The sequence below is a fragment of the Nocardia sp. CY15 genome (genome assembly GCF_009829295.1).
Classification (GTDB): domain Bacteria; phylum Actinomycetota; class Actinomycetes; order Mycobacteriales; family Mycobacteriaceae; genus Nocardia; species Nocardia sputi.
The window spans coordinates 16,797-31,050 of sequence record NZ_VUOT01000024.1 but is presented as its reverse complement, the minus strand read 5'-3'; the positions used below and the strand labels follow the sequence as shown (position 1 = coordinate 31,050).

At 67.0% G+C, this 14,254-nt stretch carries 11 protein-coding genes; 3 read left to right on the top strand and 8 right to left on the bottom strand.

The genetic code is table 11. The features are described 5' to 3' along the window. Positions 1-14: 14 nt before the first annotated feature. The 4 genes from GVY39_RS23785 to GVY39_RS23770 form a co-directional block, all read right to left on the bottom strand. Positions 15-1,115: a magnesium and cobalt transport protein CorA gene (locus tag GVY39_RS23785; RefSeq protein WP_223516449.1), complete on the bottom strand. Its 1,101-nt coding sequence runs from the start codon at positions 1,113-1,115 to the stop codon at positions 15-17. Positions 1,116-1,232: 117 nt separating this feature from the next. After that, entirely contained in the window at positions 1,233-1,994 is a 762-nt protein-coding gene (locus GVY39_RS23780; protein WP_159928247.1) for a hypothetical protein, read from the bottom strand. An 866-nt stretch (positions 1,995-2,860) separates the two neighbouring features. Beyond that, positions 2,861-3,772, bottom strand: a complete 912-nt coding sequence (locus GVY39_RS23775) for a manganese catalase family protein (protein WP_159928245.1) — start codon at positions 3,770-3,772, stop codon at positions 2,861-2,863. Positions 3,773-3,959: 187 nt separating this feature from the next. Beyond that, complete coding sequence (locus tag GVY39_RS23770) at positions 3,960-4,667, bottom strand: hemerythrin domain-containing protein (RefSeq protein ID WP_159928243.1); 708 nt, start codon at positions 4,665-4,667, stop codon at positions 3,960-3,962. 387 nt (positions 4,668-5,054) lie between these two features. Here GVY39_RS23770 and GVY39_RS23765 point away from each other — a divergent pair, with 387 nt between their 5' ends. Together GVY39_RS23765 and GVY39_RS23760 are read left to right on the top strand one after the other, a co-directional pair. Next, the gene (locus GVY39_RS23765) at positions 5,055-6,017 is read left to right on the top strand and encodes a ferritin-like domain-containing protein (protein WP_159928241.1); all 963 of its coding nucleotides are present in this window, start codon (positions 5,055-5,057) and stop codon (positions 6,015-6,017) included. A 700-nt stretch (positions 6,018-6,717) separates the two neighbouring features. After that, positions 6,718-7,986, top strand: coding sequence for a TMEM143 family protein (locus GVY39_RS23760; protein WP_159928239.1), 1,269 nt, complete (start codon positions 6,718-6,720; stop codon positions 7,984-7,986). A gap of 124 nt (positions 7,987-8,110) precedes the next feature. Here the strand turns inward: GVY39_RS23760 and GVY39_RS23755 are convergent, their stop codons facing one another. Together GVY39_RS23755 and GVY39_RS23750 are read right to left on the bottom strand one after the other, a co-directional pair. Next, positions 8,111-8,704 carry a hypothetical protein gene (locus tag GVY39_RS23755; RefSeq protein WP_159928237.1) on the bottom strand — a complete coding sequence of 198 codons (594 nt, stop codon included), beginning with the start codon at positions 8,702-8,704 and terminating at the stop codon, positions 8,111-8,113. A 58-nt stretch (positions 8,705-8,762) separates the two neighbouring features. Beyond that, positions 8,763-9,833: an acyl-CoA desaturase gene (locus GVY39_RS23750; RefSeq protein WP_159928235.1), complete on the bottom strand. Its 1,071-nt coding sequence runs from the start codon at positions 9,831-9,833 to the stop codon at positions 8,763-8,765. A 312-nt stretch (positions 9,834-10,145) separates the two neighbouring features. Here GVY39_RS23750 and GVY39_RS23745 point away from each other — a divergent pair, with 312 nt between their 5' ends. After that, positions 10,146-11,330 carry an NAD(P)/FAD-dependent oxidoreductase gene (locus GVY39_RS23745; RefSeq protein WP_159928233.1) on the top strand — a complete coding sequence of 395 codons (1,185 nt, stop codon included), beginning with the start codon at positions 10,146-10,148 and terminating at the stop codon, positions 11,328-11,330. A gap of 317 nt (positions 11,331-11,647) precedes the next feature. Here the strand turns inward: GVY39_RS23745 and GVY39_RS23740 are convergent, their stop codons facing one another. Then, on the bottom strand, positions 11,648-13,048 hold the full coding sequence (locus GVY39_RS23740) for a DEAD/DEAH box helicase (protein WP_159928231.1): 1,401 nt from the start codon (positions 13,046-13,048) through the stop codon (positions 11,648-11,650). A gap of 439 nt (positions 13,049-13,487) precedes the next feature. After that, a complete protein-coding gene (locus GVY39_RS23735) occupies positions 13,488-13,820 on the bottom strand; it encodes a hypothetical protein (protein ID WP_236565627.1) in 333 nt (110 codons plus the stop codon). Positions 13,821-14,254: the final 434 nt, after the last annotated feature.

Below are 14,254 nucleotides of genomic sequence, written 5' to 3'. Positions count from 1 at the left end.
GGTCACGGCCCTGGTCAGAGCCAGCCGTTGCGGCGGAACAGCAGGGCCAGCCAGCTGCAGGCGACGACCATGAGGATGAGGACCGCGGGGTAGCCCCAGGGTTGGCGCAGTTCGGGCATGTGGTCGAAGTTCATGCCGTAGATGCCCGCGATCATGGTGGGGACCGCGGCCAGGGCGACGAGAGCGGAGATCTTGCGCATGTCGGTGTTCTGGCGCACCGCGATCCGCGCCAGGGAAGCGGTGATCAGGGCGGAGAGGGCGTCGTCGAAGTCGTGGACGCGTTCGGCGGCGGTGGCGTGGTGATCGGCGACGTCGCGCAGGTAGCGGCGTACTTCCTTGCCGAGCCCGGAGTCGGGCTTGGTCAAAGCCTGCAGCGGGACTGCCAGCGGGGTGATCGCTCGCCGTAGTTCGACGACCTCGCGCTTGAGCTGGTAGATGGCTTCGATGGTGAGCCGGGAGCGGGGGGTGAAGACCTCTTCTTCCATTTCCTCGACGTCGGCTTCGACTTGCGCGGTGACCTCGAGGTAGGCGTCGACGACGTGGTCGGTGATCGCGTGCAGCACCGCGGCCGGTCCCAGCGCCAGCCGGGCGGGGTCGGTCTCGAGTTCGGCGCGGACCTCTCGTAGTCCGGAGTGGGCGCCGTGGCGCACCGCGACGACGAAGTCGGGGCCGCAGAAGATCAGGATTTCCCCGGTCTGCACGATCTCGCTGACGGCGTGCATGTCGTGCTCGACGTAGGCTACCGTGCGCAATCCCAGTACCAGGGTCTGGTCGTAGCGTTCCAGTTTCGGGCGCTGATGCCCCACCACCGCGTCCTCCACGGCCAGCGGATGCAACCCGAACAAGGCGGCGACCTCGGCCATCTGCCCGGCATCGGGTTCGTGCAACCCCAGCCACACGAATCCGCCACCCTCACCGGCGGCGCCGTCACCCGCGGCGCCGGTGGCGGTGTCGCGGACGGCGGCCAGCGCTTGGGCCGGGGTGAACCGGCCCGGTTCCCGGTGCCCGTCCCGGTAGACCCCGCAGTCCACGACCGCCCGCGCCACCGGCACCGGAATTCGCTTCAACGACACGACCGCGTCGGCAGCCGCGTCCCGGCCAGACTTGTTAACCACCGCACGAGCCTAGAACCCACCGGAACCCGGGGGCGCTCGCCGGGGTCGCGATCTGCTCGGTATGGGGGATCGACAGTCGATGCGCGGCTCGCCGGAGGCGGACGCCTGCGGGCCGGTTCATGGTCCGTCGGTGTCGCCCGCTTCCGAAGACGGGGGTGGTGTCTTACTGAAATGGATGTGCACGGGCATGCGGAAGAGGTTCGTCGAGCCGCTGCGCATCCACTGGGTGACTGCCGCCACGGTCGATCCGATCGATACCGCGATGGCCAGGAACGCCCACGGCGTGAGGCTCGCCGAGGCGTACGCGTGCTGACCGAAGCCCGGCACCGCGAGCTTGCCGTTGTTGAACGCCCAATTGAGCAACGATCCGACCTGACCACCCAGATCCGAGGTGCGGGAGACCATGGACTTCAGCTGGCCGCCCTTGCTGTTGACATAGAGGGCCGTGATGAGCACGAACACGGTTGTGGCCAGCGTGGACATCGTCGCCAGCCGTGTGAGCGCCTCGATGCGGAACCGCAGATTGATCACCACGGCCAAGACGGTGACGACGATCGCCGCGCTGGCGAGCAGTGCCCAGAAGCCGGTGATCTGCGGGGCGCGCGGATTGGATCGTGACCAGACATTGAGAAACACCGTTGTAATTTGCATGCGGCCGAACGCATTCGCGCGGACGCTGCCATCCGCGCCGGACGCGGTGATCCACGGCTGGAACAGTAATGCGAGTGTCACCAGGCTGCCGATTGCGGCCCAGGCATAGCCCCAATATCCGCGCAGCGCAACCTGATACGCCCTCGGCCCTCGCGCCGTGGCATTACTGACGATCTTTCCCCGGCCATTTCGAGGAGTGTTCCCTCGCCACGGCGTCGGCTGCACCATTGGCTCAGTCTAAGACCGGCTGATTGTCCGAATCGGAGTTTATCGCCACTGCTGGGAATGCGTGAATCCAGCCCTTCGTGCGTCCTCACGAAAAAAGCCACGCGTTGATGGCGGCGCGACGGCCAGGTAAATCGTGTATGAACTTTCCGACCCGTCGAGATGCTCCACTGAGACGACTCGTAATTCCTGGCGCGACTGCGTGCCCAACCCGCAGGGCGAGTTGCGGGGGCGATGCCTTCGTCGTACGGGACCGGGAGTCCCAGGGCAGCCGGGACCGATTCGGCGACCGCATGCTGATCGGGTGACGGCGGTCACCGGCGGCGACCAGGAATGAACCTTGCGGTGGAAATGAGCGGGTCTGTCGGGTGCCGGCGATCGCTCAGGCGCCTGCGTCAGCCGGAACGCGGATCATCTCGCACACCGAAGGACGCGGAGTCTCAGTTATTCGGCGGGTGTGAAGACAGTGAACTTCGCACCGGGTTCGAATACTCCCGCACGGTCGGGCACGACGCCTGACGCGCTGGCGGAGTCCCTAGTGCGTCGGGTCCGATGTTGTCGGCGATTGTAAAAATCATGAAAATTCCGGTGGTGCGGTCAATTTCGCACTCGCCGAGGATCTCAGCGGCGTGCAAGTCACGCCGAACTGCTCGACAAAGCTACATTCGCAATGCCGGATAGCGCATGCCAGCGCCCGACTTCGCCTCGGACTACTCGAGCCCGAGCCCGGATCCCATGAAAACCATCGGTTCCCTGCGTAATTCACAATCGGCGCTGCGGTTACGGGTGTACTCACGCCGGTGCGCCGGCATCCGACCACGCTCTCGTCGAACGGGTGACGCCGGCGCACCGGTGACCGGATCACCAGGTCAGGGCTTGTCCGGGTCGAGGGCGTCTTTCACCTTGCCGATCAGTCCCGCCTCGGTACCGAATGCCGCCGAGCGCGGCTCGCCCTGGGAGCCGTCGTAGGTGGCGTAGAGCTTCGGGTCCGGCGGCGGGGCGGAGGCCTTGTCGCCCAGCGGCTGCGGGTCGGCGAGGAAGCCGTTCTGGTGCACGCCGTCGGGGGCGACGCCGGTCGCCCACCGGCCCTGGTCGGACTGGGTGCCGTCGGACAGGTGCCACAGGCTCGTCGCGTGCTCGGAGTGTTCTTCGTCGAACAGCGCGTTCGGCGTGACCGTGCCCTCCAAGCCGTCTTCCTTCAGCTGTTCGATCGCCGCGAGCCAGAGATTCTGGTGGTAGGTGTCACGGGCGAGGTTGAACCGCAGCATGTCCTTGACGCCGGGGTCGTCGGTCATGTTGTACAGGCGCGCGGTCTGGAGTCGTCCGTGCGCCTCGGCGGCCACATTGGCGCGGAAGTCCGCCAAGAGATTGCCGCTGGCCACGATGTATCTGCCGTTCCACGGCACGCCGTTGCTGTCCGACAGCGAGGCCCCGCCGCCGGAGACGATCGCCTGCTGCGGATCCATGCCGCCCAGCACGGCGGCGACGACCGGATCGGCCGCGGCTTCCTGGGTGGCGCGGGTGGCGGGGGCTCCCTCGAGCAACCGCGCGATCATCGTGGCGATCATCTCGACGTGCCCGATCTCCTCGGTGGCGACGTCCATGATCATGTCCTTGTACTTGCCGGGCATCCGGCAGTTCCACCCCTGGAACAGGTACTGCATGGTGACGGTCATCTCCCCGAATGCTCCGCCGACGAGTTCCTGGAGCTTCCGCGCGTACACGGGGTCGGGCTTTTCGGGCTTCACGTCGAACTGCAGGTAATCGGTATGACGGAACATCTACGCCTCCAAGACGACGAACGGGGTCCCCACCCGCGTTGCGGATACCTCTGTCGATCCGGAGCAAACCTGGAAAAGATGACGGGTCCGAATTAGATTTTATTGTGCGGGAGCGGTATTCGTGTACACGAGCGACTACCGCTCGCGTCGTGGCGAACCTCGGGCGTACGCATCATCCGGAGCGCGCTCAGGTGCGCGTGGACGGGTGCTCGCCGCGTCGCAACGGCGGCAGATGCTCCACCACACCCGCCACCCCCGCGAGGGCGCGACTGGCGTGCGCGCAGCCGGCCGCCCATCGTCGCGGCGCTCGGCGAGCCACCTGGTCGAGCCGGTCGCGCGAACGATCCAGCGGAGCGAGCGGCACCGCCGCCAGCGCGTTACCGGGCAACCGCCGCGCGACGGTCGGATGCGGCCGTGTGGGCGCGGTGACCCGCACGGCCAGCCACGCCCAGCCCGCCCGGCGCAAAGCCTGCGCGTCGAGTGCCTCCTGCAACTTCGGCAGCAGCACGTCCTCTTCGTCCCGCACGTCCTGGCGCAGCAGCCCCTCGATTCTCGCGAACAGCCCGTGATGCTCGGGACTGTCGGCGTCGATCGTCTCCAGCTCGCTGAACAGCTCGTTGATCTCTTGATGCTCCTGCTCGACGCGCAGCGTGAGTTCCTCGCCGTCCGGGAGGACCTTCCGAGCCAGCGGCCACAGCACCGCCTCCTCCGCGAACGCGTGCGGGAAGACCAGCCGGCACAGCGCCGTCATCGCGTCCCGGCGGTCGTCGCCGCCGCTGCTGTCGATGCGGGACAGCAACCCGTCGAGGATTTGGTGATCGCGGCGCTGCAAGCTCAGCACACTGCGAGGACCACCCAGCTCCGCTTCGGTCTGATCGGCAAGTGAACGCGGCATCGGAGGCTCCTTCGGTCGGCTCGTGCTCGTCCAACCCGCACTCCGCGGAGCGAAACCGACCGCTCTGGCGAGTCGAGCCCAACCCGCGCATCCGCAGACGCCAACCCGAGAGCTGAAGGTTTGCCACGAGAGACGACTCCCAGCTGTACGGGCGCCTGGCTGCACGTAAGCCCGACGCAACCGGTGGCCCGATGCGCGACTTGGGCACAATCGCGCCGCAGCTCGAGCCGGATGATCCGTTGGCCGGGAGATTCCATGCTTACCTCGGCATATGTCGGTCAGGCATGCTTTTTCGGAGCAGGTTACTCTCGGGTAGTGCGGGGTATTCGGATAGCGGTGCACCTTGCGCCGACCCGATGCTGTCAACGTCGAAGGGACGAGATTCGCATGAGCACTCCCGACACCACCACGTTGCTGGCGCAGCTGCGCGCTGTCCTCGCTTTGACCAACACCGAAATTCAGGTCGCCGAAACCCGCATAGCTCAAGCCCGGACCGAAGCGGTGCGGCGCGAGCTGTCCGAGAACGCCGACAACGGCCGTGCCCGCGCCGAGGCCATCGAGGCCGCCATCCGCGACCTGGGCAGCGTCCCGGAATTGGTCGGCCCTTTCCTCGGGCGCGCGGCGGCCGCGGTCAAGGCGATGGTCGAACAGGCCCAGCCGTTCGACGAAGCCCTGCTGAGCGACCTCACCCTCGAACACCAACTCCTCGACCGCGCCCGCTACATCAAGGCCCTGGCTACCACCGCCGGTCAACGTCAGGTGGTGGCTCTGGCGGAGCGGTTGATCACCGCGCACTCGGCGACCGTGGACTGGCTGACCACCGTCCTGGCCGAGGACGCCCTCGGCGGGCCGGCGGCACTGCGCCGCACACCGCTGCAGGCGGCCACCGGAACTGCGGTGAAGCTGGTCAACATCCCGGTCACCTGGTCCGCTCGTGGTCTTGACCGGGCACTGGACACCGTCCGCGCGACCCCACCGGCGCTCGGCGAACTGCTCGCCCAAGGTGCGCGCGCGGGTGATGTCGCCGTCAAGACCCTGTCGGCCTCTCGCGACGCCGCCCTCGAGACCGCCGAGCAGGTCACCCGACGCGAAGGCGCCGATGCCGCCGCCGACGCGTTGCGTTCGATCCGTACCACCACCGGCGTCCTCGAACCCGAGGAGTTGCCCATCGACGACTACGACGAGCTGAACGTCACCCAAGCCGTCGCCGCGGTCAAGGACCTCTCCGACTCGGCCGACATTCGAGCGATCGTCGCCTACGAGGAAGCCCACAAGAACCGGCACGGTGTCGTCTCGGCCGCCCAGACGCGGCTCGCGGCGATCGCCCAAGAAATCGCCGGCATCAACTGAACGCCGCCGCCGGGCAGCGACACGCCCCGGCCAGCCGACGATGCCCGCCGCGCTGGTCGGCAACAGCGGCTGAGTATCGACCTGCGAGCAGCATCGCTGTCGGCGCCCACAACTAGAACGCGCCGCAGGCTTGCGCGGCGGCAGGCCGGGCACGGTCGTCCTCGCGCTGACAGGCGGGACGCCCCAACGGCGGCAGGCCGGGGCGTGGTCACCTCCGCGTCAGCACGAGGTGATCCGCGCTTCACTTCGAGCGTGCACTTCAGCCGAGCCTTTTTCGAAGTTCGGTGGTGATGTGCTTCTGACCTTGGTCTGCCGGTGGCGTTGTCTCAGCCGTTGTCGTCGACCAGCGTGAAGGAGCCCGTGTAGCCGAAGTAACCACACGATGTCCACGGCTTCCTCAACCGTGGCACCGGGCCGCAGCTCGCCGACCATGCTCAACCGGAACACCGGCGCGGTGATGGCGTCCTGGTGTCGCTGGGTCGCGACGCGCACCACCTTGCCTGCCCTTGCCTGCCTCGGCATTGTGGCGCGGTCGCGAGCACGAGCCGCATGATGTCGCCAAAGGCCTCCCGCATCGAATCGACGGTGGCTGCGTGCTGCGTGCCGCACGACCTCTCCGGATCGATCAACGATCGGCGGTGAATATCGGTTTCCCCCTAGGGTTATGGCCGACGGGCTGGTCCGTCGAGAGGAGTTGCCGATGGATGCCGAACACTTCCTGCCGTTCCGCAAGAGCGCGGTGATATCTCTGTGTACCGACGAACTTCCTGATGCCGAACGCGAGTCGTTCGCGGAGTTCGCTCGTCTGCTGGCGGCTTTGGTGCACTACGAATTTCATGTGCGTGGTGAAAAGGTGCTCGACGCGTATCAGCTGGTCGATCCCGCGGAGGATGAACGGGCCATCCGTGCCGCGACAGCCGAGGATCGGGCGGCGGCGCGGGTGCGGGTGGAGCGGGAGCTGGTCGCGCTGGCCGAGGCGGCGGATTTCACGCGCATCGATGCCGCTGAGATTCAGCGCGCGTTCGCCGAGCACTCCCTGGTGAAGGTGCGGTTGGAGATCGACGAGGAGGACATCGAGACGGCGATGTTCTTTCGACGGGGGGTGTCGCAGCGCACCGAACAGGTGAGGTGGTTGTTCGGTCTGCGGCGGCGCAGCATCGAATTCACCAACTACGGCAAAGTTCTGGTGTACGTCGCTTTCGCCGAGCGTCCGGAGGCGGTCGTGGATCGCCCCAATGGCGGTGTGCTGCTGAAGCTGTTCCAGAATGTCCCGAGAAACGACCTCGAGATGCTGTATCCGAGCGTTCGGGTGCGGATGCGGCCGCTGGACAAGCTGCTGATCGGGGTGCCCGCGGTGGTCTCCGGAATCGTCGTGGTCGTCACGAAGCTCGTTGCCTCGTTGGGGCCGCTGGTGCTGTTGCTCGCGTTTTGGGCCGGGTTGCGCGAGGAGTCCGTGCCGTTGGATCAGGCCACGCTGGTCACCCTGGGCGCGGGGGTGGCGGCTTTCGGCGGTTACCTGGTTCGGCAGTTCTCCAAGTTCAAGAACCGCAAGATCAAGTTGATGAAGACGCTGTCGGAACACCTTTACTTCAGCAATCTCGACAACGATGCGGGAGTGTTCCATCATCTGCTGGGTGCCGCCGAGGAATCGGAGGTGAAGGAAGCCGTCCTCGCCTACCATTTCCTGCGCACGGCCGACCGCCCGCTCACCGCCGCCGAACTCGATCAACGCGTGGAGGACTGGTTTCGCAGGCAGTGGGGGACGAGCTTCGACTTCCAGATCCGCGACGGCCTGCGCAGACTCCGGGACTGGGAACTGCTCATCGAGCACGAGCACGCCGCACTCGGTGTGCTGCCGCCGGACGAGGCCAGACAGCGGTTGGATCACCACTGGGACAACCTGTTTCGTGTCCGCCCTTCAGGAGACGGGACCGCCGATGCGCGCCGGGCCGCAGTCACCTCCGGCTGAAGCGTTCACCGAGACCGGACTTGCTCGCGCAGACATCAGCGCACCGACATCGCTGCCGCTTCTCGTCTTGCTCCCTGTGCTGCCGAACGCGGAGGTTCGATCCGAGGGGCAGTCGGGTGCGTGCTCACCGAGTGGGGATTTCCAGGCCGTTGTCCCGGAGGAAGTCATCTACTACGCGGGTGGCTCGCTCCGGGGTGGGGTCGGATTTGATCAGGGTGCTGATTCGCTGGGCTTGCGTGGTGGTCGGTAGGAAGCCGACCAGCAAGGCGGGCAGCAGGAGTCTGCGAGCCAGCAGCTCTTGCGCCGAGGCCACCCAGGGTCGGCGGATGACCGAGACGTTGACGCGGATCGCGTGCTCGTTGCCCGGCGGGACGCCCGGCCGATCGGTCTCCATTGCGGCATAACGAAATCCGTGCGCAAGGTTACATTCCGCACAGTCCATCGGTCCGCGACCGAGCCGATTGCCGCACTCGTCGCAGACGATCCGATCGAGTGCGGCGTCCACGACCCGCCAGTCGTGCCGGTCGGGCTCGGCGGCGACGAGCCGGGCGACCTCGGGCGCGGGTTCGCTCTGCCAGTCGAGGAAGAAGCGCCGCCACTCCTCCTCGACGATATCGTCGACCAGCCGCAGGCAACGATGGCACTGCGGGGCACCCGCGTACTCGTAACCACCACACTCGACACACCGCACCACAGCGGCACCGACCTCCGGTCTCATACCACCCGATCCTCGTGCGACACGGCCACCGGCACCACCGAATCAAGCAGTGGATCGGTCAACGATTGCGTTGTGGCACTCCGGCCTCCGGGCGCAGGGGGGCGCCGACGTGGTGGAGGTGTCTCAGTGCCTCGCGGTAAGAGGAGATCAGCCCGGTTTCGTGATAGGGCACGCCGATCTCGGTGCAGTAGTCGCGGACGATCACCTGAGCGTGACGCAGGTTCGGCGTCGGCATGCTCGGGAACAAATGATGCTCGATCTGATAGTTGAGCCCGCCGAGGGCGACGTCGGTCAACGCGCCACCCCGCACGTTGCGGGAGGTCAGCACTTGGCGACGGAGGTAGTCGGGACGGTCGTCGCCGGTCAAGGTCGGCATGCCCTTGTGGTTCGGGGCGAAGATGCAACCCATGTACAGGCCGAAGAGGCCTTGATGCACGGCAAGGAACGCGAACGCTTTGTCGGCGGGCAGAACCGCGAACAGTGCGGCCAGGTACGCGGCGAAGTGGCCGAACAGCAGTGTGCCCTCCATTCCGCGGTGTTTGACCGATCGATTTCTGAGGGCGCGTACGCCGGCCACATGGAGGTTCAGGCCTTCCAGCAACAGCAGGGGGAAGAACAGGAACGCCTGCGTCCTCCCGATGAGACGAGGCAGACCTCGGCTGGACCGTGCCTGCTGTTGTGACCAGAGCAGAATGTCGGGTGCCACATCGGGGTCGAGTTCCTCGTGGTTGGGGTTGGCGTGATGCCGGGTGTGCTTGTCCTGCCACCAGCCGTAGCCGAGGCCGATGCCGGCGTTGCCGACGAGACGTCCCACCAGTTCCGTCGGCTGCCGTAGCCGGAAGACTTGGCGGTGTGCGACATCGTGCATGACGAGTGCGATCTGAGCGAACGTCACGGCCATGAACCCCGCGACCAGCAGCGTCCACCACGAATCGCCGATGAGGACGAACGCCGCCCACCCGGCTGCGAACGCGACGCCGACGAGGCTCAGCCGGACGGCGTAGTAGACGGGACGCCGGTTCATCAGCCCCGCGGCGGAGATCCGGCGCAACAGACGGGCGTAATCACCGTCGGCGCCGCGCTGCGGTGACCGTGGAGATGACTCGGGGACCAAGGCAGGTGTCGTCATAGATCTTCCTGAGAGCTTGAGTCGGGGACGCCATCTCCGTCCGTCGACGATGCCGGCCGGTCGATGTCGGAGCGGGGCGCCGATTTCGATATCTCGAAGCTATCGGCCGGATTCTCGTCAGCCGTAACCCTCTGGTATTACATGGAATCGGACTGCGGTGTGATATTCGGTGCCCACCGCGGATCGAGGCGGCCGGTCGGCACGCTCACCCCCTCCAGGAAGGGTGGTGACCTAGATCACAGTCCAATTCTGTCAGGTTTCGCGCCGCTATCCGGTTCAGGAAGCGAACACCATCCAGACAGGAGTGAGACCATGAAACACCGCATCGTCGTTCTCGGCGCCGGATACGCCGGAGCCAACGCGGCCGGGCGCCTCGCCAAGCGGCTGCACCCCGCGGATGTCGAGATCACCCTCGTCAACGCCGACCCGGAGTTCGTCGAGCGCGTCCGTATGCACCAGCTGGCCGCAGGTCAGGAGCTGAAAAGCCGCGTGCTGACCGACGTCTTCGCGGACACCGGCGTGCGGGTGGTGTCGGCCCGGGTGGCCGCGGTCGATGCCGACCGCAAGACCGTCGACATCGTCGCCGCCGATGGCTCGCGGTCGATCGCCTACGACACTCTCGTCTACGCCCTCGGCAGCGCCGCCGCCGACTGTGGCGTGCCCGGTGTGGCCGAACACGCCTACGACATCGCCGGCAAGCAGTCCGCACTGCGGCTGCGCGAGCGGCTGGCGAGCCTGGGCGCGGGTGCGACCGTGCTGGTCGCCGGTGGTGGTCTCACCGGAATCGAGGCCGCCACCGAAATCGCCGAAGCCCGGCCGGACCTCGAGGTCGCCCTCGCTGCTCGCGGTGGCCTCGGCGACTGGCTGAGCGAGAAGGCCCAACAGCATCTGCGCAAAGCGTTCGACCGGCTCGGCATCACTGTGCACGAGCACACCGACATCGCCCGCGTCGAGCGGACGGGCGCCCAGACCGCCGACGGCCGCACGATCCCGGCCCGAATCACCGTGTGGACAGCCGGTTTCGCCGTCCACCCGATCGCCGCGGCCACCACCCTGCAGGTGTCGGCGACGGGGCAGATCGTCGTCGACGACACGATGCGGTCGGTGTCGCACCCCGACGTCTACGCCGTTGGCGACGCCGCGCTCGCCCCCGGGGCGAACGGCGATCCGCTGCGCATGTCCTGCGCCTCGGGTGTCCCTTCGGCTTATCACGCCGCCGACGCCATCGCCGCACGTCTGACCGGTCGCAAGATCCCCCGCAATTCGATCGGCTACACCGCCCAGTGCATCAGCCTCGGCCGCCGCGACGCTGTGGTCCAGTGGGTCACCCCCGACGATCAGCCCAAGCCTTCGGCTCTCACCGGTAGGGCGGCCGCGCGAGTCAAGGAGTTCATCTGCAAGAGCGCGGCCTGGAGCATTTCGCACCCGACTTCGATGCTCCCGTCCCGCCGCCGTCACATCGCCACCGCCGAGCCGACCCGCGCCCTCAACGCGTGACGCCGCGCCCTCTGCGGGCCGTGTCGGACGGGACGAGCCGACACTGCCCGCCCTACTTCCGCCGCAGCCCTCGAAGATCCCACTCGGCCGTGGTCTCGACCGGCCGAGTCGGACGGCCGGCCAAGATTTCGCGGCTACGCAATCGCACGGCAACCCATCAGGTGCGCGTGCGATGCCTCGCACCCGATGGGTTGCCCGCCGGTCCGGCTTCATCGGCCACGTTCACCAGCATTCGCTGTCCGGGAGTCCGCTGGCGATGCTCAGCACCTCGGCGATCTCGGTATAGGCCTGTCTGGGGAGCGACCGAAAAGCGGGCCCTATGCGGCCGTTCCGCGCGCGGAATGAGCGCGCGGCTTGGCGCGCGACTGCCCTTGCGCCGCATTGCCGTTGCGACGGCCGCTGCCTTGGCGCGGTCCGCCACTGCTCCTGCGGGGTCCGCCATTGCCTTGGCGCGGTCCGCCACTGCTGCGATACGGTCCGCCGCTGCTGCGGCGGTCGTCTTCACGTGCCGCCCGATCGCTGTAGGAGGGCGCGACGAATGGGGCAGTCGTGCCGACGAGCTCGGCCACCACGGGCGAATCGGCGGTGACCCGTTGCGGGGTCACCGTGATCTTGGCCTTGCGCATGAGGTCGGCCAGGTCGCGTCGTTCGCCGGGCAGCACCAGGGTGATCACTTCACCGGAGTTGCCCGCCCGCGCGGTACGGCCCGAACGGTGCAGGTAGGCCTTGTGTTCCGCGGGCGGGTCAACGTGCACGACCAGCTCGACACCGTCGACGTGCACGCCGCGCGCGGCCACATCGGTGGCCACCAGCACCAGGGCATCACCGGCGGCGAAGACCGCGAGGTTGCGGTCGCGGGCGCCCTGCGAGAGGTTGCCGTGCAGATCGACGGCCGGGATTCCGGCGAGGGTCAGCTGCTTGGCCAGTTTGCGAGCCTGATGCTTGGTGCGCATGAACAGGATTCGCCGACCCGAGCCCGAGGCGAGCCGGTGCACGAGCTCGCGTTTGGCTTCGACGCTCGCGGTCTCGAAAACATGATGGGTCATGGCGGCGACCGGGGAGTTCGCCTCGTCGACGGAATGCAGCTTGGCATCCGGCAGGAAGCGGCTGACCAGCTTGTTGACGCCGTTGTCCAGGGTGGCCGAGAACAGCAGGCGCTGACCGTCCTTCGGGGTGGCTGCGAGAATGCGGGTCACACCTGGCAGGAACCCGAGGTCGGCCATGTGGTCGGCCTCGTCGATAACGGTGACCTCGACGGCATCCAGGGAGATCAGACGTTGGTTCATCAGATCCTCGAGCCGGCCGGGGCAGGCGACGACAATGTCGACACCGGCGCGCAGCGCCCGGACCTGCCGGTTCTGCGGGACCCCACCGAAAATCGTGGTGACGGTCATGCGATAGGCCGCGGCGAGGGGTTCCAGCGCGGCCGCGATCTGGGTGGCCAATTCCCGAGTCGGCGCCAGCACCAGGCCGGTCGGTCGGCTCGGTGCGCGTCTACCGGCGAGACCGCCGCCGAGACGGTTGACCATCGGAATGGCGAAAGCGAGCGTCTTGCCGCTGCCGGTCCGGCCACGGCCCAGCACGTCGCGTCCGGCCAGCGAATCGGGCAGGGTGTCGGACTGGATCGGAAAAGGTTCGGTGATCTGGGCGCGAGTCAACGCCTTCACCAGCGGTGCGCTCACGCCGAGCGCGGCAAAAGAGATGTCAGCAGAACTCATATGTGTTGCGGTGCCTTTCGGGCATCAGGTGGTGCCCGGGCCGTCTGCGGACCTTGCGGGTCCGCGCCGGGGGCACGAAATGGCGAGATTGCCGATGGGCAAAATCGATCGCCGTAATAAGAGCGGATGCGGCAAGCGCTGGTTGCGAAGCGAATGCGATCTACGACGCTTGGCGTGACAAGTCACGCACCTGATCGACAATAGCCTGTGATGGGGTGGTTCGTACTCATCGGGTGAGGTTTCTCGCATCTGGCCACGGCTGGGCAGCCGAACTCCTACTCGCCCGCCCCGTGACAGCGGACCCTCGGACACGCCGTCGCCGAGCGCGTACGGTGCCCGACCTCGCTGCCATCCCGGTGGCAGTCGAACTCCGCATCGCAGGCCGGGCCCGCACGCAGAGGCGCTGTCGTAGGACCCGGCGGATCAGGACGGCTTGGTATCAGTGCCCCCGCTGATCAGTGAGAGCGAGGCCTTCCTTGGCCTTGACCCGCCGGTGCTCCAGCAGTATCCACGCGATGCCTGAGCCGACCAGCGTCGTAGCGGCGATGGCACCGACAACGGCCCACCCGGCGAATCCGTAGCCGGCTGCGGTCAGAGTCAAGGCCGAAGCGACGATCCCCAGCACGCACAGGACAATCCCGGGGATGTTGTAGCCATCTTCGATCCCCTCCCCGGCATGGCTTCTGGTCGTGCGGCTGTGATCCGGAACCTCGCCGCGGGTCTGGCTGCGGCGATGGTGTGCCGGAACCAGGTGCTGGTTCGAGACGGTCATCGGGCTACCTCCACTTGCTCGCGTGTGCGGCCATGGTGCCGACGGGCTACCCGTGATCCGGACCAGTAAACTCCGGGCACTCGGTCTCATCGACCGGCGTCAGAATTCAGTGTGGCCGTCGACTTGTGGTGGGTCGCGGTGTGGGCAGGAAATCTACGGGGCGACGAGTTGGGCGGCGAGGGGCTGGGTCGACATCGCTGGCATTCAAACCCCCGGACGACGAGAAGGCCTGTTACGGCGGAGTCCTCGACGCCGACGTGGTCTGGGTCGACGGGTGTGCGGCGATCAGCCGGTAGCGGAAGGCGAATCGAGCTCGGCGAGATCGGCTGCGACTCCCTTTGGTTCATCGACACAGCATGGGCCTGCGAACCGCGATCCGGAATCAAGTGCGATCAATCGACCTTGACCTGAAGTCGACTTCAGCTGACATAGTC

Coding starts and splice junctions, on each gene's coding strand:
- GVY39_RS23760 (WP_159928239.1), top strand. CDS start 6,718: ATGGATGCCGAACACTTCCTGCCGTTCCGCAAGAGCGCGGTGATATCT.
- GVY39_RS23735 (WP_236565627.1), bottom strand. CDS start 13,820: ATGACCGTCTCGAACCAGCACCTGGTTCCGGCACACCATCGCCGCAGC.
- GVY39_RS23740 (WP_159928231.1), bottom strand. CDS start 13,048: ATGAGTTCTGCTGACATCTCTTTTGCCGCGCTCGGCGTGAGCGCACCG.
- GVY39_RS23765 (WP_159928241.1), top strand. CDS start 5,055: ATGAGCACTCCCGACACCACCACGTTGCTGGCGCAGCTGCGCGCTGTC.
- GVY39_RS23770 (WP_159928243.1), bottom strand. CDS start 4,667: ATGCCGCGTTCACTTGCCGATCAGACCGAAGCGGAGCTGGGTGGTCCT.
- GVY39_RS23755 (WP_159928237.1), bottom strand. CDS start 8,704: ATGAGACCGGAGGTCGGTGCCGCTGTGGTGCGGTGTGTCGAGTGTGGT.
- GVY39_RS23745 (WP_159928233.1), top strand. CDS start 10,146: ATGAAACACCGCATCGTCGTTCTCGGCGCCGGATACGCCGGAGCCAAC.
- GVY39_RS23750 (WP_159928235.1), bottom strand. CDS start 9,833: ATGACGACACCTGCCTTGGTCCCCGAGTCATCTCCACGGTCACCGCAG.
- GVY39_RS23775 (WP_159928245.1), bottom strand. CDS start 3,772: ATGTTCCGTCATACCGATTACCTGCAGTTCGACGTGAAGCCCGAAAAG.
- GVY39_RS23780 (WP_159928247.1), bottom strand. CDS start 1,994: ATGGTGCAGCCGACGCCGTGGCGAGGGAACACTCCTCGAAATGGCCGG.